Here is a 24758-nt window from a genome sequence, read left to right as displayed (position 1 = left end):
CGGCTCGGCCTTCAGGGCTAGAGCTTCGTCCACGCCTCCGTCAGCGTCGCGCGCAGGATCTGCTCGATCTCGTCGAACGTCTCCTGGTTGGAGATCAGCGGCGGGGAGAGCTGGATGACCGGGTCGCCGCGGTCATCCGCACGGCAGTACAGGCCGTTGTTGAAGAGCTCCTTGGAGAGGAAGTTGTAGAGCACGCGCTCGGTTTCCTCGTCGCTGAAGGACTCCTTGGTGTGCTTGTCCTTGACCAGCTCGATGCCGTAGAAGAAGCCGTTGCCGCGGACGTCGCCGACGATCGGCAGGTCGTACAGCTTCTCCAGCGTGGCGCGGAAGGCGCCCTCGTTGTCGAGCACGTGCTGGTTGAGGCCCTCGCGCTCGAACAGGTCGAGGTTGGCGACGCCGACCGCCGCGGAGACCGGGTGGCCGCCGAAGGTGTAGCCGTGCAGGAAGGTGTTGTCGCCCTTGTAGAACGGCTCGGCCAGGCGGTCGGAGATGATGCAGGCGCCGATCGGGGAGTAGCCCGAGGTCATGCCCTTGGCGCAGGTGATCATGTCCGGGACGTAGCCGAACTTGTCGCAGGCGAAGGTCTTGCCCAGCCGGCCGAAGGCGCAGATGACCTCGTCCGAGACGAGCAGCACGTCGTACTGGTCGCAGATCTCGCGCACCCGCTGGAAGTAGCCGGGCGGGGGCGGGAAGCAGCCGCCGGCGTTCTGCACGGGCTCCAGGAAGACCGCGGCGACGGTCTCCGGGCCCTCGAAGAGGATCTGCTGCTCGATCTGGTCGGCGGCCCAGCGGCCGAAGGCCTCCGGGTCGTCGCCGTAGATCGGGGCGCGGTAGATGTTGGTGTTCGGGACCTTGTGCGCGCCCGGGACCAGCGGCTCGAAGGGGGCCTTCAGGGCCGGCAGGCCGGTGATGGACAGGGCGCCCTGCGGGGTGCCGTGGTAGGCGACCGCGCGGGAGATGACCTTGTACTTGGTCGGCTTGCCGGTCAGCTTGAAGTACTGCTTGGCGAGCTTCCAGGCGGTCTCGACCGCCTCGCCGCCACCGGTGGTGAAGAAGACCTTGTTGAGGTCGCCGGGGGCCTCGTTCGCCAGGCGCTCGGCCAGCTCGACGGCCTTGGGGTGGGCGTAGGACCAGACCGGGAAGAAGGCGAGCTCCTGCGCCTGCTTCATGGCGGTCTCGGCCAGCTCCTGGCGGCCGTGGCCTGCCTGGACCACGAACAGCCCCGCGAGCCCGTCCAGGTAGCGCTTGCCCTTGTCGTCGTAGATGTAGGTGCCCTCGCCCCGGACGATCGTGGGGACGGGGGAGTTCTCGTACGAGGACATGCGGGTGAAGTGCATCCACAAGTGGTCGTACGCGGTCTGGCTGAGGTCCTTGGTGCTCACGGTTATCGGGTCCTCACGGCTATCGGGTTCCCCACATGTAGGTCTGCTTCTTGAGCTTCAAGTAGACGAAGCTCTCGGTGGAGCGCACTCCGGGGATGGCTCGGATACGGCGGTTGATGACGTCCAGCAGGTGGTCGTCGTCCTCGCAGACAACTTCCACCATCAGGTCGAAGGAGCCCGCTGTCATCACGACGTACTCGCATTCGGGCATCGCGGTGAGCGCGTCGGCCACGGACTCCACGTCGCCCTCGACATGGATGCCGACCATCGCCTGGCGCCGGAAGCCCACGGTGAGCGGGTCCGTGACGGCGACGATCTGCATCACGCCCTGGTCGAGCAGCTTCTGGACGCGCTGGCGCACGGCCGCCTCGGAGAGGCCGACGGCCTTGCCGATGGCGGCGTACGGCCGGCGGCCGTCCTCCTGGAGCTGTTCGATGATGGCGAGGGAGACGGCGTCCAGGTGCGGCGAGCTGCCGTTCCTGGATTCGCGGGGGGACTCACGAGAGTCCCGGGGGTCTGCGCTTCGACTGGCCACGACCTCACTGTGCACGAGGTCTCGACGGTTTCGCAAGGCCAAGGCGATGAAATTCGTTGTTTACGTGTGTGAGTCCTGCGGATTTCGCAGTTCGAGTGGGATCAGGGGTGTTGAAAACGTCGGCTTGCCGATTAGGGTGGGTGTCTCAGCAATCGGACAGTAGAACCCCTGACAGGAGGCCGGCAGTGAGCACCGAGCTGCGTCGTCTGCGCAACTACATCGACGGTGAGTTCCGGGACGCCGCCGACGGACGGACCACCGAGGTGGTCAACCCCGCGACGGGCGAGGCGTACGCGACCGCGCCGCTGTCCGGGCAGGCGGACGTCGACGCCGCCATGGAGGCCGCCGCCCGCGCCTTCCCCGCCTGGCGCGACACCACCCCCGCCGAGCGCCAGAAGGCCCTCCTGAAGATCGCGGACGCGTTCGAGGAGCGTGCCGAGGAGCTCATCGCGGCCGAGGTGGAGAACACCGGCAAGCCGATCGGACTGACCCGGTCCGAGGAGATCCCGCCGATGGTGGACCAGATCCGGTTCTTCGCCGGTGCGGCCCGCATGCTCGAGGGCCGCTCGGCCGGTGAGTACATGGAGGGGATGACCTCCATCGTCCGCCGCGAGCCGGTGGGCGTCTGCGCGCAGGTCGCGCCCTGGAACTACCCGATGATGATGGCCGTGTGGAAGTTCGCGCCGGCCATCGCCGCGGGCAACACCGTCGTGCTGAAGCCGTCGGACACCACCCCGGCCTCGACCGTCCTGATCGCCGACATCATCGGCTCGATCCTGCCCAAGGGCGTCTTCAACGTCGTCACCGGCGACCGGGACACCGGCCGCCTGATGGTCGAGCACCCGACCCCGGCGATGGCCTCCATCACCGGCTCGGTCCGCGCCGGCATGTCGGTCGCCGAGTCCGCGGCCAAGGACCTCAAGCGGGTCCACCTGGAGCTGGGCGGCAAGGCGCCGGTCGTCGTCTTCGAGGACACCGACATCGCCAAGGCCGTCGAGGACATCTCCGTCGCGGGCTTCTTCAACGCCGGCCAGGACTGTACGGCCGCCACCCGCGTCCTGGTCCAGGAGTCCATCCACGACGAGTTCGTGGCCGCGCTCGCCAAGGCCGCCGCCGAGACGAAGACGGGTCAGCCGGACGACGAGGACGTGCTCTTCGGCCCGCTGAACAACCCCAACCAGCTCAAGCAGGTCTCCGGCTTCATCGAGCGGCTGCCCGCGCACGCCAAGGTCGAGGCCGGCGGCCGGCGGGTCGGCGACAAGGGCTACTTCTACGCGCCGACCGTCGTCTCCGGGCTCAAGCAGGACGACGAGATCATCCAGAACGAGGTCTTCGGGCCGGTCATCACCGTCCAGTCCTTCTCGGACGAGGCGCAGGCCGTCGAGTGGGCGAACGGCGTGGACTACGCCCTCGCCTCCTCGGTGTGGACCAAGGACCACGGGCGGGCGATGCGGATGTCGAAGTCGCTGGACTTCGGCTGCGTCTGGATCAACACGCACATTCCGCTGGTCGCGGAGATGCCGCACGGCGGCTTCAAGAAGTCCGGCTACGGCAAGGACCTCTCGGGGTACGGCTTCGAGGACTACACGCGGATCAAGCACGTGATGACGTCGCTGGACGGCTGACGGCTGTTCCTTCGCGGTTTCGTTTCCCACCAGGGGTGCCGGGAGAAGTCCCGGCACCCCTGGTGTTGTTCAGGGATTCCCGCGACGGGCGGCGAGGAGTGCGTCGATGCGGTTCGTGGTGATCGAGTCGACGCCCAGGGCGATCAGCCGGCGCATCGAGCGGCGGGTGTCCGGGGTCCACACCGACAGCAGGTGCCCGCCCCGGTGGACGCGCTCCGCGAGGGCCCGGTCGACCAGGCCGAAACGGTAGTTGAGCCAGCGCGGCCGTACCGCCTCCAGCAGCGCGGGCCGTGGCGGTGCCAGCGTCGTCCAGGTCAGGGCGATCTCGGCGGCCGGGTCGGCGGCGCGCACGGCGAGCATGGCGGGGGCGCCGGCGCAGTAGTACACGCGGTCCGACGCGCCCGCCTCCCGTACGGCGTCCACGATCCGGCGGGCGGCGCGCAGATCCGGCCGCCCGGGCAGGTCGAGCATCACCCGGTGACCGTCGGTCACCGCCAGCGCCTCGGCCAGCGTCGGCACCCCGCCGCCCGTGTGTCCCGGCAGCTCGTCCGCCGACAGGGAGCACAGCGGGCGGTCCAGCTCCCACAGCCGCTTCAGCGACTCGTCGTGCAGCAGGACGGGCGTGCCGTCCCGGGTCAGCCGTACGTCGACCTCCACGGCGTCGGCGCCTCTGCGGAGCGCCGAACGCAGGGAGTCGAGCGTGTTCTCCCGGAACCGATAGGGGTCGCCGCGGTGGGCGACCGCGGTCACCTCGGTGGTCATCGGGGCGGTCAGGGGGCGAGCCAGGCGGCGGTGTACGTGTCGATCTCGTCCTTGACACGGGCCTTGCCGGGCTCGTCGAGGAAGGACGCGTCGACCGCGTTGTGCGCGAGTGCGGCCAGGCCGCGCTCGTCGAGCTCCAGCAGCCGGGCGGCCACCGCGTACTCGGTGTTGAGGTCGGTGCCGAACATCGGCGGGTCGTCGGAGTTGATCGTGACCACGACACCCGCCCGGACGAAGTCCTTGACCGGGTGCTCGTCGAGAGTGCGCACCGCGCGCGTGGCGATGTTGGAGGTCGGGCACACCTCCAGCGGGATCCGGTTCTCGGCGAGGTGGGTGAGCAGCTTCGGGTCCCGCGCGGAACTGGTGCCGTGCCCGATGCGCTCGGCGCCCAGATGCGTCAGGGCGTCCCACACCGTCTCCGGGCCCGTGGTCTCACCGGCGTGCGGCACGGAGTGCAGGCCCGCGGCGATGGCCCGGTCGAAGTACGGCTTGAACTGCGGACGCGGCACGCCGATCTCGGGTCCGCCGAGCCCGAACGACACCAGGCCCTCGGGGCGCAGCCGGTCGTCGGTGGCGAGCCGCACGGTCTCCTCGGCGGAGTCGAGCCCGGCCTCGCCGGGGATGTCGAAGCACCAGCGCAGTACGGTCCCGAACTCGGCCTCGGCCGCCTTGCGGGCGTCCTCGATCGCGTCCATGAAACCGCGCTCGTCGATACCGCGGCGGGTGGAGGAGTAGGGAGTGATGGTCAGCTCGGCGTAGCGCACCTGCTGCCGGGCCAGGTCCCGGGCCACCTCGTACGTCAGCAGGCGTACGTCCTCCGGGGTGCGGATCAGGTCGACGACGGACAGATACACCTCGATGAAGTGGGCGAAGTCCGTGAAGGTGAAGTAGTCGACCAGGGCCTCGGGGTCGGTGGGCACCTTGGAGTCGGGGTGGCGGGCGGCCAGCTCGGAGACGATGCGCGGGGAGGCGGAGCCGACGTGGTGCACATGGAGTTCGGCCTTGGGCAGTCCGGCGATGAAGGCGTGCAGGTCGCGCGTGGCGCCCGCCAGGCCGGCGGCGGTGCGGTCGGTCAAGGTTCCTCCCCGGGAACGGCGTCCCCGGCCGGGTCGCGGCGGGACGCGGGTGATCGGCTGATCGGTGACTCGGGCTCATCGTAGGCCGGGGCCGCGGGGTGCGGGGCCGCGCCGTAGCATGACGGGAGGCAGACAGAGGGGGGCCCGCGCATGTCCGAGGACACGCCGCCGCGGCGCGAACCGCAGCACCCGTCGGGACACGGGCCCGCGCGCGAGGTCCGGCTGGACAAGGGACCGGAGGCGTCCGCGCCCGCGACGAACCCCTGGGCACCACCGTCGGCGGACGGTCCCGGGAACACGGTGGCCTCGGCGTCGGGGACCTGGTCGGCGCCCTCGGTTCCATCGGCGCCTTCCGTGCACGATCAGCCGACGGTGGCCGCCATGCCGGGCGCCGACGCGCCGGGCCCGCAGCAGCCGTGGCCCGCTCCGGAGAACCCCTTCGCGGCTCCGGGTGCCTCCTACGGCCAGGGCGGGCCGGTCCCGCCGCCGCCCATCGCCCCGGACGGCCCCGGGCAACTGCCCCACGGCTACCCGGGCGGCTACGGCTACCCGAGCGGATACGGCTACCCGGGCGGGGAGTACGCCTGGCCCGGTATGCAGGCCGTGCCGATGCCGAGCAACGGCATGGGCACGACCGCGCTGGTGCTCGGGATCATCTCGGCGGCGGTGTTCTGCCTGTGGCCGGTGGCCATCCTGCTCGGCATCCTGGCGCTGATCTTCGGCCTGATCGGCCGGGGCAAGACCCGCCGGGGCGAGGCGACCAACGGCGGCCAGGCACTGGCCGGGGTGATCTGCGGTGCCGCGGGCATCGTCCTCGGCTTCGCGATGCTGGCCTTCGTGATCGCTACGCGGTAGGCGGTGCGGGAGCCGCTGCGAGGGTCGCTGCGAGGGCCGCTGCGGGAGCCGCTGCGAGGGCCGTGAGGCTCGGCGGCCTCTTGCTCCACCCCGTACACCCGCCCTCCACCCCGTACACCCGCCCTCCGCCCCCCTACCCCCGCAACCGCTCCCGCGCCTCCATCAGCGCGAAGCCCAGCAGGTTCGGGCCCCGCCACCGCTCCGGGTTCATCGCCCCGTCGTCGGTCGCCGCGAGGCCGATGCCCCAGACACGGTCCACCGGGCTCGCCTCCACCAGCACCCGCCCGCCCGTGCCCAGCAGGAAGCCGCGCAGCGCCTCGTCCGACGCGAACTTGTGCACGCTGCCCTCGACCACGATGCCGAACCGCTCGCGCGCCCATGTCTCCTCGTCGAAACCGCGCACCAGCCGCCCGGCGTTCTTCGCCTCCGAGGGGTGCCCGGCCGCCAGGATCTTCCGCTCCGCGTCGGGGTCGCCGAACAGCCGGGCCTTGCCGGCCATCATCCAGTGCTCGGCCGTCGCGTACCGCACGCCGTCCACGGTGAACGGCGACGGCCACCACTGACTCAGACAGCTCGCGCCGACCCGGCCGTCAGCTCTCGGCCGATGGCCCCAAAAGTGCAGATACTTGATGTCCGCCCCCGCGCGGACCTCCCTGACCAGGGCATCCAAAGAATCGATCTTTCCCATGCACGCGAGTCTGGCAGGCACCACGGACACTCCGTCCTGGCTTTTTCCCGTTCACTCGACACCTGGTCGACAGATTCCGTCGCGTAACCAAAAGGCAACAACGGAATCACTTGTTGGAGTGCTATTGCTCTGTCAGGATCGGCACTCAAATCGAGCTGGAGCTACGCCACCCGCCCCCGTGGACAGCGGGGCGAAGGCGGAGGAGAGCGACATGCACAACCCGGGCAACGCCACCCCGGAACGATTCCCCGCATCCGAGCGCTTCGCGGCCGGTGCGCAGTACATCGCGGGCCGCTTCACCCAGGGCACCTCGGGCCGCACCCACGCGGTCGTCGACCCGGCCACCGGGGAGGAGGTACTCGGCTACGAGCTGGCCGGCCCGGCCGACGTGGACGCCGCCGTCGCCGCCGCCCGCGCCGCCTTCCCGGCCTGGGCCGGAGCCACCCCCGGCGAGCGGTCCGACGCGCTGCACAAGCTGGCGGCCGTGCTCGCCGACCGGGCGGAGGAGTTCGCCCGCGCCGAGTCCCTCCAGTGCGGCAAGCCGCTGAAGCTCACCCGTGAGTTCGACGTGCCGGGCACCATCGACAACGCGGCGTTCTTCGCGGGTGCCGCCCGGCACCTTCAGGGGCAGTCCGCCGGTGAGTACTCCGGCGACCACACCTCATACGTCCGCCGGGAACCCATCGGCGTGGTCGGTTCGATCGCCCCCTGGAACTACCCGCTCCAGATGGCCGCCTGGAAGATCCTCCCGGCCATCGCCGCGGGCAACACCATCGTGCTCAAGCCGGCCGAGCTGACCCCGCTGACCTCGCTGCTCTTCGCCGAGGCCTGCACCGAGGCGGGCATCCCCGACGGTGTCGTCAACATCGTCACCGGTGCGGGCAAGGAGGCGGGCGAGCACCTCGTCGGGCACCCCGACGTGGCCATGACCTCCTTCACCGGGTCCACCGCCGTCGGCAAGCGGGTCGCCGAGATCGCCACCGCCACCGTGAAGCGGATCCACCTGGAGCTGGGCGGCAAGGCTCCCTTCGTCGTCTTCGACGACGCCGATCTGGAGGCCGCCGCCAACGGCGCCGTCGCGGGCGCGCTCATCAACACCGGCCAGGACTGCACGGCCGCCACGCGCGCGTACGTGCAGCGGCCGCTGTACGAGGCGTTCGTGGAGCGGACCGCCGCCCTCATGGAGAGCGTCCGGCTCGGCGACCCCTTCGCCGTCGGCACCGACCTCGGCCCGCTGATCTCGCACGTCCAGCGCGACCGGGTCGCCGGGTTCGTCGACCGGGCGCGTGCCTACGCGCGCGTGGTGACAGGCGGGGAGGCCCCGCAGGGGGACCTGAAGCAGGGCGCCTACTACCGGCCCACGCTCGTCGCGGACGCCGCCCAGGACAGCGAGATCGTCCAGTCCGAGATCTTCGGGCCCGTCCTGGTCGTCCTCCCCTTCGACACCGACGACGAGGGTCTCGCGCTCGCCAACGACACGCCGTACGGCCTGGCCGCCTCCGCGTGGAGCCGGGACGTCTACCGGGCCAACCGCGCCACCCGGGAGATCCAGGCGGGGTGTGTGTGGGTGAACGACCACATCCCGATCATCAGCGAGATGCCCCACGGCGGCTACAAGGCGTCCGGCTTCGGCAAGGACATGTCAGCCTACTCCTTCGAGGAGTACACGCAGCTCAAGCACGTCATGTTCGACAACACGGCGGTCGCCCGCAAGGACTGGCACCGCACGATCTTCGGGGACCGATAGCAGCCAGGCCGCCTGACCCGCGGCCGCCCCCTCCGAAAGGGCACCAAGCGCATGGAGCAGTACGAGCCCGACCGCCTGTCACCGGCCCAAGTGGCCGCCATGCGGCGCAGCTTCCGCAACGGCAGGGCCGCCCTCAGCCGCCGTTCGCTGCTGCGCGCCTCCACCGGCGGCGCGCTCGCGGTCGGCGGTCTGGGCACGCTGAGCGCCTGCGGCATCCCGGCCGCCGGCAAGACCGAGGGCGAAGTGTCCTCGGACGACCACTCGGCCAAGGAGAAGACAGTCAGCTTCTCCAACTGGACCGAGTACATGGACGTGGACGAGAGCGAGAAGCACCACCCCACGCTCGACACGTTCACCGAGCGGACCGGTATCAAGGTCAAGTACACCGAGGACATCAACGACAACGTCGAGTTCTTCGGCAAGATCAAGCCGCAGCTCGCGGCCGGCCAGGACACCGGGCGCGACCTCATCTGCGTCACCGACTGGCTCGCCGCCCGGCTGATCCGCCTCGGGTGGGTCCAGAAACTGGACCCGGCCAACCTGCCGAACGCCTACGCCAACCTGTCGTCCCAGTTCCGCTCCCCCGACTGGGACCCGGGCCGCTCCTACTCGTACGTCTGGCAGGGCATCTCGACCGTCATCGCCTACAACCGGAAGGCGCTGGACGGCGTCGAGGTGAAGACGGTCTCCGACCTGCTCGACAACCCCAGGCTCAAGGGGCGGGTCGGCTTCCTGTCCGAGATGCGCGACAGCATCGGCATGACCCTGCTCGACATGGGCAAGGACCCTGGCGACTTCACCGCCGACGACTTCGACGCGGCGATCGCCCGTATCCAGAAGGCCGTCGACAAGGGCCAGATCCGCCGCTTCACCGGCAACGACTACACCTCGGACCTGTCCAGCGGCGACTTCGCCGCCTGTATCGCCTGGGCGGGGGACGTCGTCCAGCTCAAGGCGGACAGTCCGGACATCGACTTCATCATCCCGGACAGCGGTTACGTGACGTCCACCGACAACCTCATGGTCCCCAACAAGGCCCGGCACAAGACGAACGCCGAGCGGCTCATCGACTACTACTACGAGCCGAAGGCGGCGGCCCAGCTCGCCGCGTACATCAACTACGTCTGCCCCGTCGACGGGGTCAGGGAAGAACTGGCCAAGATCGACGAGGACGCGGCGAACAACCCGCTGATCATCCCCGACAAGGCCATGGCCGCGAAGTCCCGCGCCTTCCGCTCGCTGAGCTCGAAGGAAGAGACCGAGTTCGAAACGAAGTTCGCGAAGCTGACGGGGGCGTGACAGACGTGACCACGACGAACGACCACACCGGGGACGTCCGCCTCACCGGCATCAGCAAGACCTACGGCTCCTTCACCGCCGTACACCCGCTGGACCTCACCGTGCCCCAGGGCTCCTTCTTCGCCCTGCTCGGCGCCTCCGGCTGCGGCAAGACCACCACCCTGCGGATGATCGCCGGACTGGAGGAGCCGACCTCCGGCACCGTCTTCCTCGGCGACCAGGACGTGACCCGGCTGCCGCCGTACAAGCGGCCGGTGAACACCGTCTTCCAGTCCTACGCCCTCTTCCCGCACCTCGACATCTTCGAGAACGTCGCCTTCGGTCTGCGCCGGCGCGGCGTCAAGAGCGTGAAGAAGCAGGTCGAGGAGATGCTGGAGCTGGTCCAGCTCGGCGAGCAGGCGCGCAAGAAGCCGCACCAGCTCTCCGGCGGCCAGCAGCAGCGGGTCGCGGTCGCCCGCGCGCTGATCAACCACCCCAAGGTGCTCCTCCTCGACGAGCCGCTCGGCGCCCTCGACCTCAAGCTGCGCCGCCAGATGCAGCTGGAGCTCAAGCGCATCCAGACCGAGGTCGGCATCACCTTCGTGCATGTCACGCACGACCAGGAGGAGGCCATGACCATGGCCGACCGGGTCGCCGTGATGAACGCGGGCCGCGTCGAGCAGCTCGGCGCCCCCGCCGACCTGTACGAGAACCCGAAGACCACCTTCGTCGCCAACTTCCTCGGCACCTCCAACCTCATCGAGGCCGAGGTCGACGCCAGGAGCGGCGACGACATCGTGCTCCGGGCGGGCGGCGGCAAGCTCGTCCTGCCCGAGGCGCGCTGCTCGGCCCCCACCGCCACCGGCGGCAGGGTGCTGGTCGGCATCCGCCCGGAGAAGATCTCCCTGACGCACGCCGACGACGCCGGTGAGATCCCCGACGGCCGCAACCGCGTCACCGGCACGATCGCCGACGCGTCCTTCATCGGCGTCTCCACGCAGTACGTCATCGACAGCCCGGTCTGCGCCGACCTCGCGGTCTACGTCCAGAACGTCGACCGCGACGCCCGGCTGGTCCCCGGCGCCGACGTCGTCCTGCACTGGAGCCCCGCCCACACCTTCGGCCTGGACGCCACGCAGGACATCGACGCGGGCATCCAGGAAGAGGCGGTCTGATGGCGACCCTCACCGACGCGCCGCCGCCCCTGGCGCCGCCCGCCCCGAAGAAGAAGCCCCCGCGGAAAAGGGGCCGCTGGACGCCGTACCTGCTGCTGCTGCCCGGACTGGCCTGGCTGCTGGTGTTCTTCGCGCTGCCGATGGTCTACCAGGCGTCCACCTCCGTGCAGACCGGCTCGCTGGAGCAGGGCTACGAGGTCACCTGGCACTTCGCGACGTACTGGGACGCGCTGACCGAGTACTACCCGCAGTTCCTGCGGTCGGTGCTGTACGCCGGTTCCGCGACGATCCTGTGTCTGCTGCTGGGCTACCCGCTGGCGTACCTCATCGCCTTCCGGGCCGGGCGCTGGCGGAACCTGATCATGATCCTGGTGATCGCGCCGTTCTTCACCAGCTTCCTGATCCGCACCCTGGCCTGGAAGACGATCCTCGCCGACGGCGGCCCGGTCGTCGGCGCGCTCAACTCGCTGCACGTCCTGGACGTCACCAGCTGGCTCGGCATGACGGCGGGGGACCGGGTGCTGGCCACCCCGCTGGCGGTGGTGTGCGGTCTGACGTACAACTTCCTGCCGTTCATGATCCTGCCGCTCTACACCTCGCTGGAGCGCATCGACGGCAGGCTGCACGAGGCGGCGGGCGATCTGTACGCCAAGCCGATCACGACCTTCCGGAAGGTCACCTTCCCGCTGTCGATGCCCGGTGTCGTCTCCGGCACGCTGCTGACGTTCATCCCGGCCGCCGGTGACTACGTCAACGCCGATCTGCTCGGTTCCACCGACACCCGCATGATCGGCAACGTCATCCAGTCGCAGTTCCTCAGGATCCTCGACTATCCGACGGCGGCGGCGCTCTCCTTCATCCTGATGTTCGCGATCCTCGTGATGGTGTCGCTGTACATCCGCAAGTCCGGCACGGAGGATCTGGTTTAAATGGCCTTCGTCAACTGGTTCAAGCGCAATCTGGTCGTCCTCGCGGGCCTCTTCACGCTCGGGTACCTGCTGCTGCCCAACGTCGTCGTGACGGTGTTCTCCTTCAACGACCCGAAGGGCCGCTTCAACTACGAGTGGCAGAAGTTCTCCACCGACGCCTGGACCGACCCGTGCGGGGTCTCGGGGCTGTGCTCCTCGCTCACCCTCAGCCTCCAGATCGCCTTCTGGGCGACGCTGGGCGCCACGGTCCTCGGCGCGATGATCGCCTTCGCCCTGGTCCGCTACCGGTTCCGGGCGCGCGGCGCGGTGAACTCGCTGATCTTCATGCCGATGGCGATGCCCGAGGTCGTGATGGCCGCCTCGCTGCTCACCCTGTTCCTCAACATGGGCGTCCAGCTGGGCTTCTGGACGATTCTCATCGCCCACATCATGTTCTGCCTCAGCTTCGTGGTGACGGCCGTCAAGGCGCGCGTGATGTCGATGGACCCGCGGCTCGAACAGGCCGCGCAGGACCTCTACGCCGGCCCGCTGCAGACCTTCCTGCGGGTCACCCTGCCGATCGCGGCGCCCGGCATCGCCGCGGGCGCGCTGCTCGCCTTCGCGCTCTCCTTCGACGACTTCATCATCACCAACTTCAACGCGGGCTCGACCGTCACCTTCCCCATGTTCGTCTGGGGCTCGGCCCAGCGCGGAACGCCCGTGCAGATCAACGTCATCGGTACCGCCATGTTCGTCATCGCCGTACTCCTCGTCCTGACCTCCATGGTCATCACCAACCGCCGCACCAAGCACAAGGCATGAACGCAGTCGTAGGGAGTTGAAATCATGGCCCCAAGCGCCATGAGCCGTTGGACGACGTCACTTTCCGATGCCCAGCCGGTCGCGTACTGGCTGGACGACCCCGGCAGGCCCCACCCCGAGCCCGCGCTCACCGGCGCCGAGACCTGCGATCTGCTGGTCGTCGGCGGCGGGTACAGCGGACTGTGGACCGCGCTCCTGGCCAAGGAGCGCGACCCGCAGCGGGACGTCGTACTGCTGGAGGGCCGCGAGGCGGGCTGGGCCGCCTCGGGCCGCAACGGCGGCTTCTGCGCCGCCTCCCTCACCCACGGGCTGTCCAACGGACTCACCCGCTGGCCGGACGAGATCCACAAGCTGGAGGAGCTGGGCGCCCGCAACCTGGACGAGATCGAGGCGGCGGTCGCCCGGTACGGCATCGACTGCGACTTCGAGCGCACCGGCGAGATCGACGTCGCCACCGAGCCCTACCAGGCGCGCGAACTGCGCGAGTGGTACGAGGAGATCGAGCGCCGGGGACTGGCCGAGGGCATCGAGTTCCTGGACGCCGACGCGGTACGGCGACAAGTCGACTCACCGACATTCCAGGCCGGGCTCCACGACCGCCGGGGCGTCGCCATGCTCAACCCGGCCAAACTGGTCTGGGGCCTGAAGGCGGCCTGCGTCCGGCTCGGGGTGCGGGTGTACGAGCACACGCCCGCGCTGGACCTGAAGCCGTACGGCGCCGGCATGGCCGTACGCACCCCGTACGGAACGGTCCGCGCCCGCCGGGTCGCCCTCGGCACCAACATCTTCCCCAACCTGGTCAAGCGGGTGCGCGCCTTCACCGTCCCGGTCTACGACTACGCCCTGATGACCGAGCCGCTCACCGACGACCAGCTCAAGGAGATCGGCTGGCAGGGCCGCCAGGGCCTCGGGGACAGCGCCAACCAGTTCCACTACTTCCGGCTCTCCGCCGACAACCGGATCCTGTGGGGCGGTTACGACGCCGTCTATCCGTACGGCGGCCGGGTGCGCGCCGAGTACGACGACCGCCCGGAGACCTACGCCAAGCTCGCCGAGCACTTCTTCACCTGCTTCCCGCAGCTGGAGGGCGTCCGCTTCACCCACGCCTGGGGCGGCGCGATCGACACCTGCTCGCGCTTCTCGGCGTTCTTCGGCACCGCCCACCAGGGGAAGGTGGCGTACGCGGCGGGCTTCACCGGGCTCGGCGTCGGCGCCACGCGGTTCGGCGCGGACGTGATGCTGGACCTGCTGTCGGGGGAGTCCACCGAGCGCACCGAGCTGGAGATGGTCCGCAGGAAGCCGCTGCCGTTCCCGCCCGAGCCGTTCGCCTGGACCGGCATCGCGCTCACCAAGTGGTCGCTGGCCCGGGCCGACGCGCACGACGGGCGGCGCAACCTGTGGCTGCGGACGATGGACCGGCTGGGGCTGGGCTTCGACAGCTGACGGTGACCCACGTCACTCTTACGGGTGCGCGGAACCCGCGTAATGGCAGGCGGGGGACCTCCCTCTCCCTCGTGACGCACAAGGCGTCCACGACGGACAAGGAGGTCCCCGTCATGACAGGGGCGAAGACGGCGGTCGAATGGCTCGCGTCCGTGGCACCGGATCCCGAGGCCTGCCGCTGGGAATGGGAGCGCAACCCGCTCGGGGTCGCGCTGCTGCCGGCCGGGAAGGCCTGGGACGTGCTCGTCCTGCCGGCCGGGCTCGGCTACCCGACCCTCGATGTGCTCACCCGCATTCTCGACCGGCCCGGCCCGGTGCTCGTCGACTTCGGCGACGCGCGCATGGGCTTCTTCGTACCGCCGGGCACCGCGGCCCGCTGGCTGGGCACCGGCATCCGCACCGCGGGCGCCGGCACCTGGATCGTGGTGCCGTATCCGGGGCGTTCCACCCAAGGCGTGCGCTGGCTGGTGCCGCCGGACGGCTCCGGCACGCTGACCGATCCCGCGCTGCTGGAACTCGCCATGCACGAAGCGGCGGCCGGGTTGGCCGATGACGACTGAAACGGTGCCGTGACGGATGCGCGGTCACGGTGAGAAGTCTTGACAACCTGATTGGTCTGGACCAAGTTGAGCGCGTTCCACCCCTCCACATCCCCCATGCCCGGAGGCACTCGTGGACCGCTCCAGACCTTTCGTCGCCGTGCTGACGGCCGCTCTGCTGGCCGCGACCGGCATCACCGCGCTCTCGTCGGCCGCCCGTGCGGCCGACGCGGACCTGGCCAGGAACGGAGGCTTCGAGTCCGGCCTCGCCGGCTGGACCTGTACGGCGGGCACTCCCGTCACCTCACCCGTGCGCAGCGGCAGTTCGGCGCTTCAGGCGACCCCGGCCGGCAGCGACAACGCCCGGTGCGCGCAGACGGTGACCGTGAGACCGGACGCCCAGTACACGCTGTCCGGACACGTCCGCGGCTCCTACGTGTACCTCGGCGCGAGCGGCACCGGCACCACCGACGTCTCGGCCTGGACCCAGTCCGCCCCGGCCTGGCAGCAGCTCACCACCACCTTCCGCACCGGCCCGGCCACCACCAAGATCACGATCTACACCCACGGCTGGTACGGCACCGGCGCCTACCACGCCGACGACATCTCCCTGGTCGGCCCGTCCGTCGACCCCGGTCAGCCGCCCGCCCCGCCCACCGGCCTGCGCACCGGCACGGTCACCTCCTCCAGCGTCGGCCTGTCCTGGACCGCGGTGACGGGCGCTTCCGGATACGCCCTCTACCGTGACGGGGCCAAGATCCGGACGGTGAGCGGCACTTCGGCGACGATGACCGGACTCGCACCGCAGACGGCGTACGCCTTCCAGGTCGCCGCCGTGAACGACGCCGGCGAGTCCGCGAAGTCCGCCCCGGTCACCGCGACCACCACCGCGGGCGGCGGCGGCTCCTCCGACCTGCCGCCGCACGCCCTGGTCGGCTACCTGCACGCGAGCTTCGCCAACGGCTCCGGCTACACCCGGCTCGCCGACGTCCCCGACAGCTGGGACGTCATCGACCTGGCCTTCGGCGAACCGACCTCGGTCACCTCAGGCGACATCCGCTTCGACCGCTGCCCGGCCGCCGAGTGCCCGAACGTCGAGAGCGACGCAGACTTCAAGGCCGCGATCAGGGCCAAGCAGGCGGCGGGCAAGAAGGTGCTGATCTCCATCGGCGGCCAGAACGGCCAGGTGCGGCTCACCACGACCGCCGCGCGCGACACGTTCGTCAGCTCGGTCTCGAAGATCATCGACGAGTACGGTCTGGACGGCCTGGACATCGACTTCGAGGGCCACTCGCTGTCGCTGGACGCCGACGACACCGACTTCAAGAACCCGAAGACCCCGGTGATCGTCCACCTGATCTCCGCCCTGAAGACCCTCAAGGCCCGCTACGGCGACGACTTCGTGCTGACCATGGCCCCGGAGACCTTCTTCGTCCAGCTCGGCTACCAGTACTACGGCACCGGCAAGTGGGGCGGCCAGGACCCGCGCGCCGGCGCCTACCTCCCCGTCATCCACGCGATGCGCGACGACCTGACGCTGCTGCACGTCCAGGACTACAACTCGGGCCCGGTCATGGGCCTCGACAACCAGTACCACTCGATGGGCGGCGCCGACTTCCACATCGCGATGACCGACATGCTGCTCACCGGCTTCCCGGTCGCCGGCGACGCCGGCAACGTCTTCCCGCCGCTGCGCCCCGACCAGATCGCCATCGGCATGCCGGCCTCCACGAACGCGGGCAACGGTCACGTCCCTCCGGCCGAGGTCGTCAAGACCCTCGACTGCCTGACGAAGAAGGTGGGTTGCGGCTCGTACGCCACCCACGGCACCTGGCCCGCGCTGCGGGGCCTGATGACGTGGTCAATCAACTGGGACCGCTACGCGAACTGGGAGTTCCAGCGGACGTTCGACGGATACTTCGGCTGACGAGCAGGACGTAGCCGGTCAGCAGGACCGCACCGAGACACCAGCTGGCCACGACGTCCAGCGGCCAGTGGAAGCCGCGCCGGACCAGGCCGTAGGAGACGCCGAGCACGAGGGCGGCGCAGCCGGTGACGACGGCGCGGCGGGCGGCCGTGGAACGCAGCAGGGGCAGGAGCAGCAGGGTGGCGGCGCCGTAGGCGATGACGGCGGTCGCGGTGTGGCCGGACGGGAAGTAGCCGGTGGCGGGCGGTACGGCCGGGGTGCCCGGGCGGTCGGTCAGTTCCTTGAGGGGGATGACCAGGGCCGGGACCAGGGCCATCAGCAGCAGGGCGCCGGCGGCCGGCCACCACCACCGGTCTGTGCCACCGCGCCGGGACCGCCAGGCCGCGTATCCCGCGCCGAGGAGCAGGACGGGCAGCGCGATCTGGACATTGCCCAGGTCGGAGAGGAGTTCGCCGGCGCGGTCGGGGCGGACGAGGGCCTTGCTGAGCCGCTCGTCCAGGTCCACCAGCGGGCCGTCGGCGACGACCTGCCAGGTGATCAGCGCGAAGAGAAGGGCGGGAAGCCCGAGAAGTCCCAGCAGGGAGAGGAGGGAGGTCGGCCGCCCCGGAACAGGGGGGGTGGTTCCGAGGCGGCCGTCCGGATCGGGTGGCCGCGCGCCCCGGGGGGTTTGGGGCGGGCGGCTGTCCGATCGGTGAGGAGATCCGGAGCCGGAGGCCCCGTGTGTGTGCGCGAGGGCACGACCAGGTCGAAGCTGGGGAGGCCCCGTCCTGATGTCGCCCACAGTCCCCTGTGGGCGGGGTGTATCTCTCATCTGGGTAGAACCTACGACAGGGGGTGGGCCCAAGACAGTCGGATTCGCGTCCTGACAGAGACCTCGCACACCTTCTTCACACCCTCCGACCCCCGGGTCCCCGTCAGATGCGGGAGAAGGCCTGCTCGATGATGTCGAGGCCCTCGTTCAGCAGGTCCTCGCCGATCACCAGCGGCGGCAGGAAGCGCAGCACGTTGCCGTAGGTGCCACAGGTCAGGACCAGCAGGCCCTCGGCGTGGCAGGCCTTGGCGAGGGCGGCGGTGGCCTCCGGGTGCGGCTCCTTGGTGGTGCGGTCCTTGACCAGCTCGATGGCGATCATCGCGCCGCGGCCGCGGATGTCGCCGATGATCTCGAACTTCTCGGCCATGGCGCCGAGGCGGGCCTTCATGACCGCCTCGATGTTCTTCGCCTTGGCGTTGAGGTCGAGCTCCTTCATGGTCTCGATCGAGCCGAGGGCGCCGGCGCAGGCCACCGGGTTGCCGCCGTAGGTGCCGCCCAGGCCGCCCGCGTGCGCGGCGTCCATGATCTCGGCGCGGCCGGTGACGGCGGCGAGCGGCAGACCGCCCGCGATGCCCTTGGCGGTGGTGATCAGGTCCGGGACGATGCCCTCGTCCTCGCAGGCGAACCACTGGCCGGTACGGCAGAACCCGGACTGGATCTCGTCCGCGACGAAGACGATGCCGTTGTCGTTGGCGAACTTCACGATGGCCGGCAGGAAGCCCTTGGCCGGCTCGATGAAGCCGCCCTCGCCGAGCACCGGCTCGATGATGATCGCGGCGACGTTCTCGGCGCCGACCTGCTTGGTGATCTGGTCGATGGCCTGCGCGGCGGCCTCGGGGCCCGCGTTCTCCGGGCCGGACGGCCAGCGGTAGCCGTACGCGACCGGCACGCGGTAGACCTCCGGCGCGAACGGGCCGAAGCCGTGCTTGTACGGCATGTTCTTCGCCGTCAGCGCCATCGTGAGGTTGGTGCGGCCGTGGTAGCCGTGGTCGAAGACGACGACGGCCTGGCGCTTGGTGTAGGAGCGGGCGATCTTGACGGCGTTCTCGACGGCCTCGGCGCCCGAGTTGAACAGCGCGGACTTCTTGGCGTGGTCACCCGGGGTGAGCTCGGCGAGGGCCTCGGCGACCTCCACGTAGCCCTCGTACGGGGTGACCATGAAGCAGGTGTGGGTGAAGTCGGCGAGCTGGGCGCTCGCGCGCCGTACGACGGCCTCGGCGGAGGCGCCGACGGACGTCACGGCGATGCCGGAGCCGAAGTCGATCAGGCGGTTGCCGTCGACGTCCTCGATGATGCCGCCGCCCGCGCGCGCGGTGAACACCGGCAGCACGGAGCCCACGCCCTGCGCCACCGCGGCGAGGCGGCGGGTCTGCAGCTCCTGCGACTTCGGGCCGGGGATGGCGGTGACGACGCGGCGCTCCTGCGGAAGGTCGGACATGAGGGGCTCCTGGGGGGTCTTGCGGACGCTTGTCTTCTCTTTTCTCGCAGGCTAGGCCGGGGAACGGGGGGTGGGCATGCTCCATGTGGGCGTTGTCGAGGGGGAGGGTTGTCCGTGGTGGACATAGCGGGAGTACGGCTTCCCCCGGACCGCCGGGGTGGCTAGCGGTGAACTCCCTTTGCCGGCGCGTTAGATTGGCTCGCTGACGGTGATACGGGATGGCTGGTCAGGGGGCAGGGCGATGGACAGCGACGGGACGCAGGACGCGCGGGGTACGCATGCGACTCCGGTGCCGCGATCACGCTCCGCTGTGCCACCGAGACCCTTGGCGCCGCCGATGCCGGACGGTTCAACGTTCCTGACCTGGCTGCGCACGCCCCGGCCGGAGGCGGCTCCAGGGGTGTGGCGGTTCGGACATCGGCCGAGGCCGGACGAGGAGCCGGAGGTCGTCCCCGCGCGGCAGCTCTTCAGCGGCGCGGTGATCGCCTTCCTGGTGGGGTGGCTGATCTGGTCGCTGCTGTGGAACGGCTACCTCGGCGGTTGGTGGCTGCTGCCCCTGCAGGCCATGACGGACTCCTGGACCTCGCCCCATTCGTTCAGCCGGGTCGTGTTCAGCTACGCGTGGTACGCCATCGTCGCGCTGACGATCCTGGTCAGCCTGGCTCGCCTCGGCCGCTGGTCCGAGGTCTGGCAGCGCTTCATCGCCCCCCACCTCCGGCCCAGGCAGCCCGCCCCCCCGCCCCCCGCGCCCGAGCAGGACCCCGCTGAGTGGCCGCAGATTCGGGCCGTGGGGGCCGTTGACGCTGCTGAGCGGCTGGCCGGGGAGGCCAGGGCCGGGATGATGCGGGATGTGGATCACGCTCGGATCGTCCGGGCCTGGCAGGGCGTGCGCAGTGGGCGGCACAGCCTCGCCACCTTCACCGGCGCCGTGCTCAAGGACGGCGCCGCCGCCTGCCCGCACCCCTCCGGCGCCCGCGATCTGCCCACCCGGCTCGCCCCGCACGACCTGGTCACCGGCCAGGTCCGGCTCGGCACCACCGCCGACGACCCGCGCAACCCCTACGCCTACCGGGGCACCGGTCTCGCCCTCGGCCCCGAGCTGCTCGGCACCTCCCTGCTCGCCGTCGGCCCGGTCGGCTCCGGCAAGACCGGCACCGTCGTCCGCCCGCTCGCCGAGTCGCTGTGCCTGCACGCCCTCGCCGGCCGCGCCGCGGTCGTGGTGGTCGGCGCCGCAGGCACCGGGCTCGGCCCGGCGGACGCCTACGACGTCGTCGTACGCATCGGCAACCCGGAGTCCGTGTACGACCTCGACCTGTACGGCGGGACCACCGACCCCGACGAGGCCGCGGCCGTCCTGGCCGAGGCGCTGGCCGGGGACCTCGTCGATCCGCACCCCGGCAGCGACACCCGCCGCTCCACCACCGTGCTGGCGCAGCTGCTCGGCCCGTTCCGGGCGGTGCACGGACGCTTCCCGTCCGTTCCGGAGCTGCGCCGGCTGCTCGACGGCGCGCCCGGACCGCTCGCCGCGCTGCGGGCCGCGCTGGAGGGCTCGGGGCAGGAGTCGCTGCTGCGGGAGCTGGACGCGCGGGAGCGGCAGATGGCGCAGCCCGGCGATGTCGGGGGCGTCCTCGCCGACCGGGTGGCCCTGCTGGACCGGCCCGCCTTCGCCGGGTTCTTCGACACCTCCGGACAGTCGCGGCCCTTCTCCCTCAAGGCCCTCGACCACCCCGTGCGGGTCCGGATCGACCTGCCCGCGCGCGGACACGCGGACGCCTCGCGCATGCTGACCCGGCTGGTGCTCGCCCAGTTCACGGCGAGCGTGGCGGTGCGCGAGGACCGCTCGCTGTTCGCCTGTCTGATCCTCGACGACGCGACGGGCGCCGTGACGCCCGAGGCCGTCCGGGGCATCCAGCGGCTGCGCTCCGGGAACGCCGGGGCCGTACTGACCCTGCGCTCCCTGGACGACGTACCCAGGCCGCTGCGCGGTCCGCTGCTCGGGGCCGCCGGGTGCCGGATGGCGCTGTCCGGGATCACCCCGTGGGACGGGCAGGACTTCGCCGACGTGTGGGGCAAGGAGTGGACCGAGGCGCGGGACGTCACCGACCGGCAGATCATCGCCGAGACACCCGCCGGGAAAGCCGTGCACATGGTGCGCCGGGTGATCACCGGCAAGGCGCCGACCGCGCGGGCCGTCACCGTACGGCAGGTCGAGCGGGAGCGGTGGTCGGCCTCCGAGCTGGCGCACGCGGTGCCGCCGGGACACGCGGTGCTGTCGCTGACGGACGTGCGGGGCGAGCACGCGCCGCCGCTGCTGGTGGATCTCCGGGGCTGATTCGAGGCGGCGCGGCGACCTTACGGTGAGGCAGAATCGGCATAGGCCGTTCATACGCGGCGGCCAAATGATCACCACGATCACGCAGACTTCATCGAACTGAAGGCCCCATGCCCCCCACGCTCGCCTCGCTCGTCCATCACTCCGCGCTCAAGCTGACCGTGCGTGCGGGTGAGGACCACCTGGACGTCCCCGTCCGCTGGGCGCACGTCAGCGAGCTAGCCGACCCCGTCCCCTACATGGAGGGCGGGGAGCTGCTGCTGATCACCGCCCTGAAGCTGGACGCGGAGGACCCCGAGGCGATGCGCCGCTATGTGAAGCGGCTGGCCGGCGCCGGGGTCGTCGGGCTCGGGTTCGCCGTCGGGGTGAACTACGAGGACATCCCGGCCGCCCTGGTCGAGGCGGCCCGGCAGGAGGGGCTGCCGCTGCTGGAGGTACCGCGCCGCACCCCCTTCCTCGCCATCAGCAAGGCCGTGTCGGCGGCCATCGCGGCCGACCAGTACCGGGCGGTGACGGCGGGGTTCGCCGCCCAGCGCGAGCTGACCAGGCAGGCGCTGACCGACGGCCCCGAGGGGCTGCTCACCGCGCTCGCCTCGCAGGTCGACGGCTGGGCCGCGCTCTACGACGCCTCCGGCGCCGTCGTCGCCACCGCCCCGGAGTGGGCGGGCCGCCGGGCGGCGCGGATCACCGCGGACGTGGAACGGCTGCGGGAACGGCCCGCGCCCGCCTCGTCGGTCGTCGGCGGCCCGGACAACGAGGACCGGGTCGAACTGCACTCCCTGGGCACCGGCCGCCGGCCGCGCGCGGCGCTCGCGGTCGGCACCGCCGCGGCCCTCGGCACCGCCGAGCGGTACGCCGTCCACTCGGCCATCGCGCTGCTCACCCTGACCACCGAACGCTCCCGCTCCCTGCACGCCGCCGAGCAGCGGATCGGCACCGCGGTGCTGCGCATGCTGCTCGCGGGCGAGCCGGACCACGCCCGCGCGGTCGCCGGGGACCTGTACGGCGTGCTGCTGGACGCCCCCTTCCGGATGATCGTCGCGGAGTCGGTGGTGGTGTCGGGCTCCGCTTCGGCCGCCCTGGCCGCCGTGGAGAACCCGCCGCGCGTCCCGTCCGGCGCCAAGCCCTCGGCCGCCGCCCTCGCCGCCGCCTCCGGCACCGACGGCGACCCGCTCGGCGCGCTCGCCGAGATCGTCGAGTCGGCCGCCGCGCGCGCCGGGGAGGCGGTGCTCGTCGTACCGGAGGGGGAGCGCCTGGTGGTGCTGGCCGCGGACGGCGGCGCCGCGGTGGCCGCGTGCGCGGAGTACGCGACGGCACTGGAGGCGGCGCGGGCGGGCAGCGCCGTACGGGAGACGGCGGCCGGTGCGGAGGACGAACTGGTCGTCGGGCTCTCCGCGCCGGCCGGCCCGATCGCCGCGGCCGCCGCCTACAAGCAGGCAGAGCAGGCGCTGTCGGTGGCCCGGCGGCGCGGGCGGGTGTGCGTGGAGCACGAGCAGCTGGCGGCCGGATCGGTGCTGCCGCTGCTCGCGGACGACGCGGTACGGGCCTTCGCCGACGGGCTGCTCAGGGCACTGCACGACCACGACGCGACCGGCCGCGGCGATCTGGTCGCCTCCCTGCGGGCCTGGCTGTCCCGGCACGGCCAGTGGGACGCGGCCGCGGCCGACCTCGGCGTCCACCGGCACACCCTGCGCTACCGCATGCGGCGCGTCGAGGAGATCCTCGGCCGCTCCCTGGACGACCCGGACGTCCGCATGGAGCTGTGGCTGGCGCTGAAGGCGACCTCCGTCGAATAGCCCACCGCGCCAATCCGTAGTGCCCTGCCCCGCCACTACTACGACTCGGACAAACGCCCCGCCGCCCCCGCCCCCCTACCGTGGACCCCGAACCGAGGAACACCCACCCCCAACGCGGAAGGGCCGGGAATCACATGACTTCCACCCACGCCTTCTGGCTCGCCGGCCGCCAGGTCTCCGGCGCGGACACCTTCGACGTCACCTCGCCGTGGGACGGCCGGGTGGTCGGCAAGGTGAGCGTGCCGACCGACGCCCAGGTGGAGGAGGCCGTGGCCGCCGCGTACGCCGTGCGGGACGAGTTCGCCGCCACCCCGGCGCACGTGCGGGCCGCCGCCCTGGACCACGTCAGCCGCCGTCTTGCCGAGCGCACCGAGGAGATCGCCCAGCTGATCTCCGCCGAGAACGGCAAGCCGATCAAGTGGGCCCGCGGTGAGGTCGGCCGTGCCGTCTCGGTGTTCCGCTTCGCCGCCGAGGAGGCCCGCCGCTTCAACGGCGGCGAGGCCCAGCGCCTGGACACCGACCTCGGCGGCCAGGGCCGGCTGGCGCTGACCCGGCGCTTCCCGAAGGGGGTCGTGCTCGGCATCGCGCCGTTCAACTTCCCGCTGAACCTGTGCGCGCACAAGGTCGCCCCCGCGATCGCCGCCGGCGCCCCGATCATCCTCAAGCCGGCCCCGGCGACCCCGCTCTCCGGACTGATCCTCGGTGACCTGCTCGCCGAGACCGAGCTGCCCGCCGGTTCCTGGTCGATCCTGCCGGTCGCCAACGACCGGATGCCCGCCCTCGTGAAGGACGAGCGGCTGCCGGTGATCTCCTTCACCGGCTCCGAGCAGGTCGGCTACGCGATCATGGACTCGGTGCCGCGCAAGCACTGCACGCTGGAGCTCGGCGGCAACGGCGCCGCCGTCGTCCTCGGCGACTGGGCGAGCGACGAGGACCTGGACTGGGCCGCGACGCGCATCGCCACCTTCTCCAACTACCAGGGCGGCCAGTCCTGCATCTCGGTGCAGCGCGTGATCGCCGACGCCTCGGTGTACGACCGGCTGCTGCCGCGGATCGTCGCCGCCGTCGAGGCCCAGGTCACCGGTGACCCCTCCGACGACAAGACCGACGTCGGCCCGCTGGTCAGCGAGGACGCCGCCCGGCGCGTCGAGGCGTGGGTCCAGGAAGCGGTCGGGGCGGGCGCCTCGCTGCTCACCGGCGGCAAGCGCGACGGCGCCTCCTACGCGCCGACCGTCCTGACCGACCTGCCGGCCGGCACCACGCTGGCCTGCGAGGAGGTCTTCGGCCCGGTGCTGTCGGTGCAGAAGGTGGACGGCGAGGCCGAGGCGTTCGCCGCCGTCAACGACTCCAAGTACGGCCTCCAGGCGGGCGTGTTCACCCACGACGTGCAGGCCGCCTTCCGCGCCCACCGAGCCCTTGAGGTCGGCGGCGTGGTCATCGGCGACGTCCCCTCCTACCGCGCCGACCAGATGCCGTACGGCGGTGCCAAGCAGTCCGGCGTGGGCCGTGAGGGCGTGCGGTTCGCGATGGACGACTACACCTACGAGCGGGTCCTGGTCCTCACCGGCCTCGCTCTCTGAGCCGACCCGACGGCCACCGGCGGCCGGAGCCCACTGTGC

The 24758-nt window shown here is 71.1% G+C and carries 19 protein-coding genes and 1 pseudogene; 13 read left to right on the top strand and 7 right to left on the bottom strand.

Annotated elements, in window-relative coordinates; genetic code table 11:
- Positions 1-17 precede the first annotated feature (17 nt).
- Both ACWD1Z_RS24300 and ACWD1Z_RS24295 read right to left on the bottom strand, forming a co-directional pair.
- Positions 18-1382, bottom strand: coding sequence for an aspartate aminotransferase family protein (locus ACWD1Z_RS24300; protein WP_451121717.1), 1365 nt, complete (start codon positions 1380-1382; stop codon positions 18-20).
- 19 nt (positions 1383-1401) lie between these two features.
- Positions 1402-1932, bottom strand: coding sequence for an Lrp/AsnC family transcriptional regulator (locus ACWD1Z_RS24295; protein WP_451121716.1), 531 nt, complete (start codon positions 1930-1932; stop codon positions 1402-1404).
- Between the two features lie 170 nt (positions 1933-2102).
- Between ACWD1Z_RS24295 and ACWD1Z_RS24290 the strand changes: the two genes are divergently transcribed.
- Positions 2103-3542, top strand: a complete 1440-nt coding sequence (locus ACWD1Z_RS24290) for a gamma-aminobutyraldehyde dehydrogenase (RefSeq protein ID WP_451121715.1) — start codon at positions 2103-2105, stop codon at positions 3540-3542.
- A 69-nt stretch (positions 3543-3611) separates the two neighbouring features.
- Here ACWD1Z_RS24290 and ACWD1Z_RS24285 read toward each other — a convergent pair whose 3' ends face one another.
- On the bottom strand, positions 3612-4304 hold the full coding sequence (locus ACWD1Z_RS24285; protein ID WP_451121714.1) for a glycerophosphodiester phosphodiesterase: 693 nt from the start codon (positions 4302-4304) through the stop codon (positions 3612-3614).
- An 8-nt stretch (positions 4305-4312) separates the two neighbouring features.
- A pseudogene (locus ACWD1Z_RS24280) lies at positions 4313-5469 on the bottom strand (adenosine deaminase); the annotation flags it as partial.
- Positions 5470-5530: 61 nt separating this feature from the next.
- Between ACWD1Z_RS24280 and ACWD1Z_RS24275 the strand changes: the two are divergent.
- Positions 5531-6235, top strand: coding sequence for a DUF4190 domain-containing protein (locus ACWD1Z_RS24275; RefSeq protein ID WP_451121713.1), 705 nt, complete (start codon positions 5531-5533; stop codon positions 6233-6235).
- 133 nt (positions 6236-6368) lie between these two features.
- Here the strand turns inward: ACWD1Z_RS24275 and ACWD1Z_RS24270 are convergent, their stop codons facing one another.
- Positions 6369-6923: an NADAR family protein gene (locus tag ACWD1Z_RS24270; protein WP_451121712.1), complete on the bottom strand. Its 555-nt coding sequence runs from the start codon at positions 6921-6923 to the stop codon at positions 6369-6371.
- 211 nt (positions 6924-7134) lie between these two features.
- Between ACWD1Z_RS24270 and ACWD1Z_RS24265 the strand changes: the two genes are divergently transcribed.
- The 8 genes from ACWD1Z_RS24265 to ACWD1Z_RS24230 all read left to right on the top strand — a co-directional run bounded on the left by ACWD1Z_RS24265 (position 7135) and on the right by ACWD1Z_RS24230 (position 16762).
- The gene (locus ACWD1Z_RS24265) at positions 7135-8670 is read left to right on the top strand and encodes a gamma-aminobutyraldehyde dehydrogenase (RefSeq protein ID WP_451121711.1); all 1536 of its coding nucleotides are present in this window, start codon (positions 7135-7137) and stop codon (positions 8668-8670) included.
- 51 nt (positions 8671-8721) lie between these two features.
- Entirely contained in the window at positions 8722-9969 is a 1248-nt protein-coding gene (locus ACWD1Z_RS24260; protein ID WP_451121710.1) for a polyamine ABC transporter substrate-binding protein, read from the top strand.
- Positions 9966-11123: an ABC transporter ATP-binding protein gene (locus tag ACWD1Z_RS24255; protein ID WP_451121709.1), complete on the top strand. Its 1158-nt coding sequence runs from the start codon at positions 9966-9968 to the stop codon at positions 11121-11123. Before ACWD1Z_RS24260 ends, ACWD1Z_RS24255 begins: the two co-directional genes overlap by 4 nt.
- Positions 11123-12052, top strand: a complete 930-nt coding sequence (locus tag ACWD1Z_RS24250) for an ABC transporter permease (RefSeq protein ID WP_451121708.1) — start codon at positions 11123-11125, stop codon at positions 12050-12052. The genes ACWD1Z_RS24255 and ACWD1Z_RS24250 overlap by 1 nt, the downstream gene beginning before the upstream one ends.
- Entirely contained in the window at positions 12053-12853 is an 801-nt protein-coding gene (locus tag ACWD1Z_RS24245) for an ABC transporter permease (protein WP_451121707.1), read from the top strand.
- A 24-nt stretch (positions 12854-12877) separates the two neighbouring features.
- Entirely contained in the window at positions 12878-14296 is a 1419-nt protein-coding gene (locus tag ACWD1Z_RS24240; RefSeq protein WP_451121706.1) for an NAD(P)/FAD-dependent oxidoreductase, read from the top strand.
- Positions 14297-14409: 113 nt separating this feature from the next.
- Complete coding sequence (locus tag ACWD1Z_RS24235; RefSeq protein WP_451121705.1) at positions 14410-14856, top strand: hypothetical protein; 447 nt, start codon at positions 14410-14412, stop codon at positions 14854-14856.
- A gap of 112 nt (positions 14857-14968) precedes the next feature.
- Positions 14969-16762 carry a chitinase gene (locus tag ACWD1Z_RS24230; RefSeq protein ID WP_451121704.1) on the top strand — a complete coding sequence of 598 codons (1794 nt, stop codon included), beginning with the start codon at positions 14969-14971 and terminating at the stop codon, positions 16760-16762.
- Here ACWD1Z_RS24230 and ACWD1Z_RS24225 read toward each other — a convergent pair.
- Positions 16701-17543: a phosphatase PAP2 family protein gene (locus ACWD1Z_RS24225; RefSeq protein WP_451121703.1), complete on the bottom strand. Its 843-nt coding sequence runs from the start codon at positions 17541-17543 to the stop codon at positions 16701-16703. The two genes, ACWD1Z_RS24230 and ACWD1Z_RS24225, sit on opposite strands and share 62 nt — an antisense overlap.
- Positions 17544-17676: 133 nt before the next feature.
- Positions 17677-19011 carry a 4-aminobutyrate--2-oxoglutarate transaminase gene (gene gabT, locus ACWD1Z_RS24220; RefSeq protein WP_451121702.1) on the bottom strand — a complete coding sequence of 445 codons (1335 nt, stop codon included), beginning with the start codon at positions 19009-19011 and terminating at the stop codon, positions 17677-17679.
- Positions 19012-19252: 241 nt separating this feature from the next.
- On the opposite strand from gabT, the gene ACWD1Z_RS24215 reads away from it, so the two are divergent.
- From ACWD1Z_RS24215 to ACWD1Z_RS24205, 3 genes are all read left to right on the top strand, one after another.
- Positions 19253-21343 (top strand): ATP-binding protein, encoded by a 2091-nt coding sequence (locus ACWD1Z_RS24215; protein ID WP_451121701.1) that lies wholly within the window; start codon positions 19253-19255, stop codon positions 21341-21343.
- 110 nt (positions 21344-21453) lie between these two features.
- A complete protein-coding gene (locus ACWD1Z_RS24210) occupies positions 21454-23139 on the top strand; it encodes a PucR family transcriptional regulator (protein WP_451121700.1) in 1686 nt (561 codons plus the stop codon).
- Positions 23140-23273: 134 nt separating this feature from the next.
- Positions 23274-24719: an aldehyde dehydrogenase family protein gene (locus ACWD1Z_RS24205; protein ID WP_451121699.1), complete on the top strand. Its 1446-nt coding sequence runs from the start codon at positions 23274-23276 to the stop codon at positions 24717-24719.
- The last annotated feature ends 39 nt before the right edge of the window (positions 24720-24758 follow it).

Source organism: Streptomyces sp. NPDC002784 (assembly GCF_053592135.1).
The sequence above is the reverse complement of the archived record's forward strand: the minus strand, read 5'-3'. Positions and strand labels throughout refer to the sequence as shown.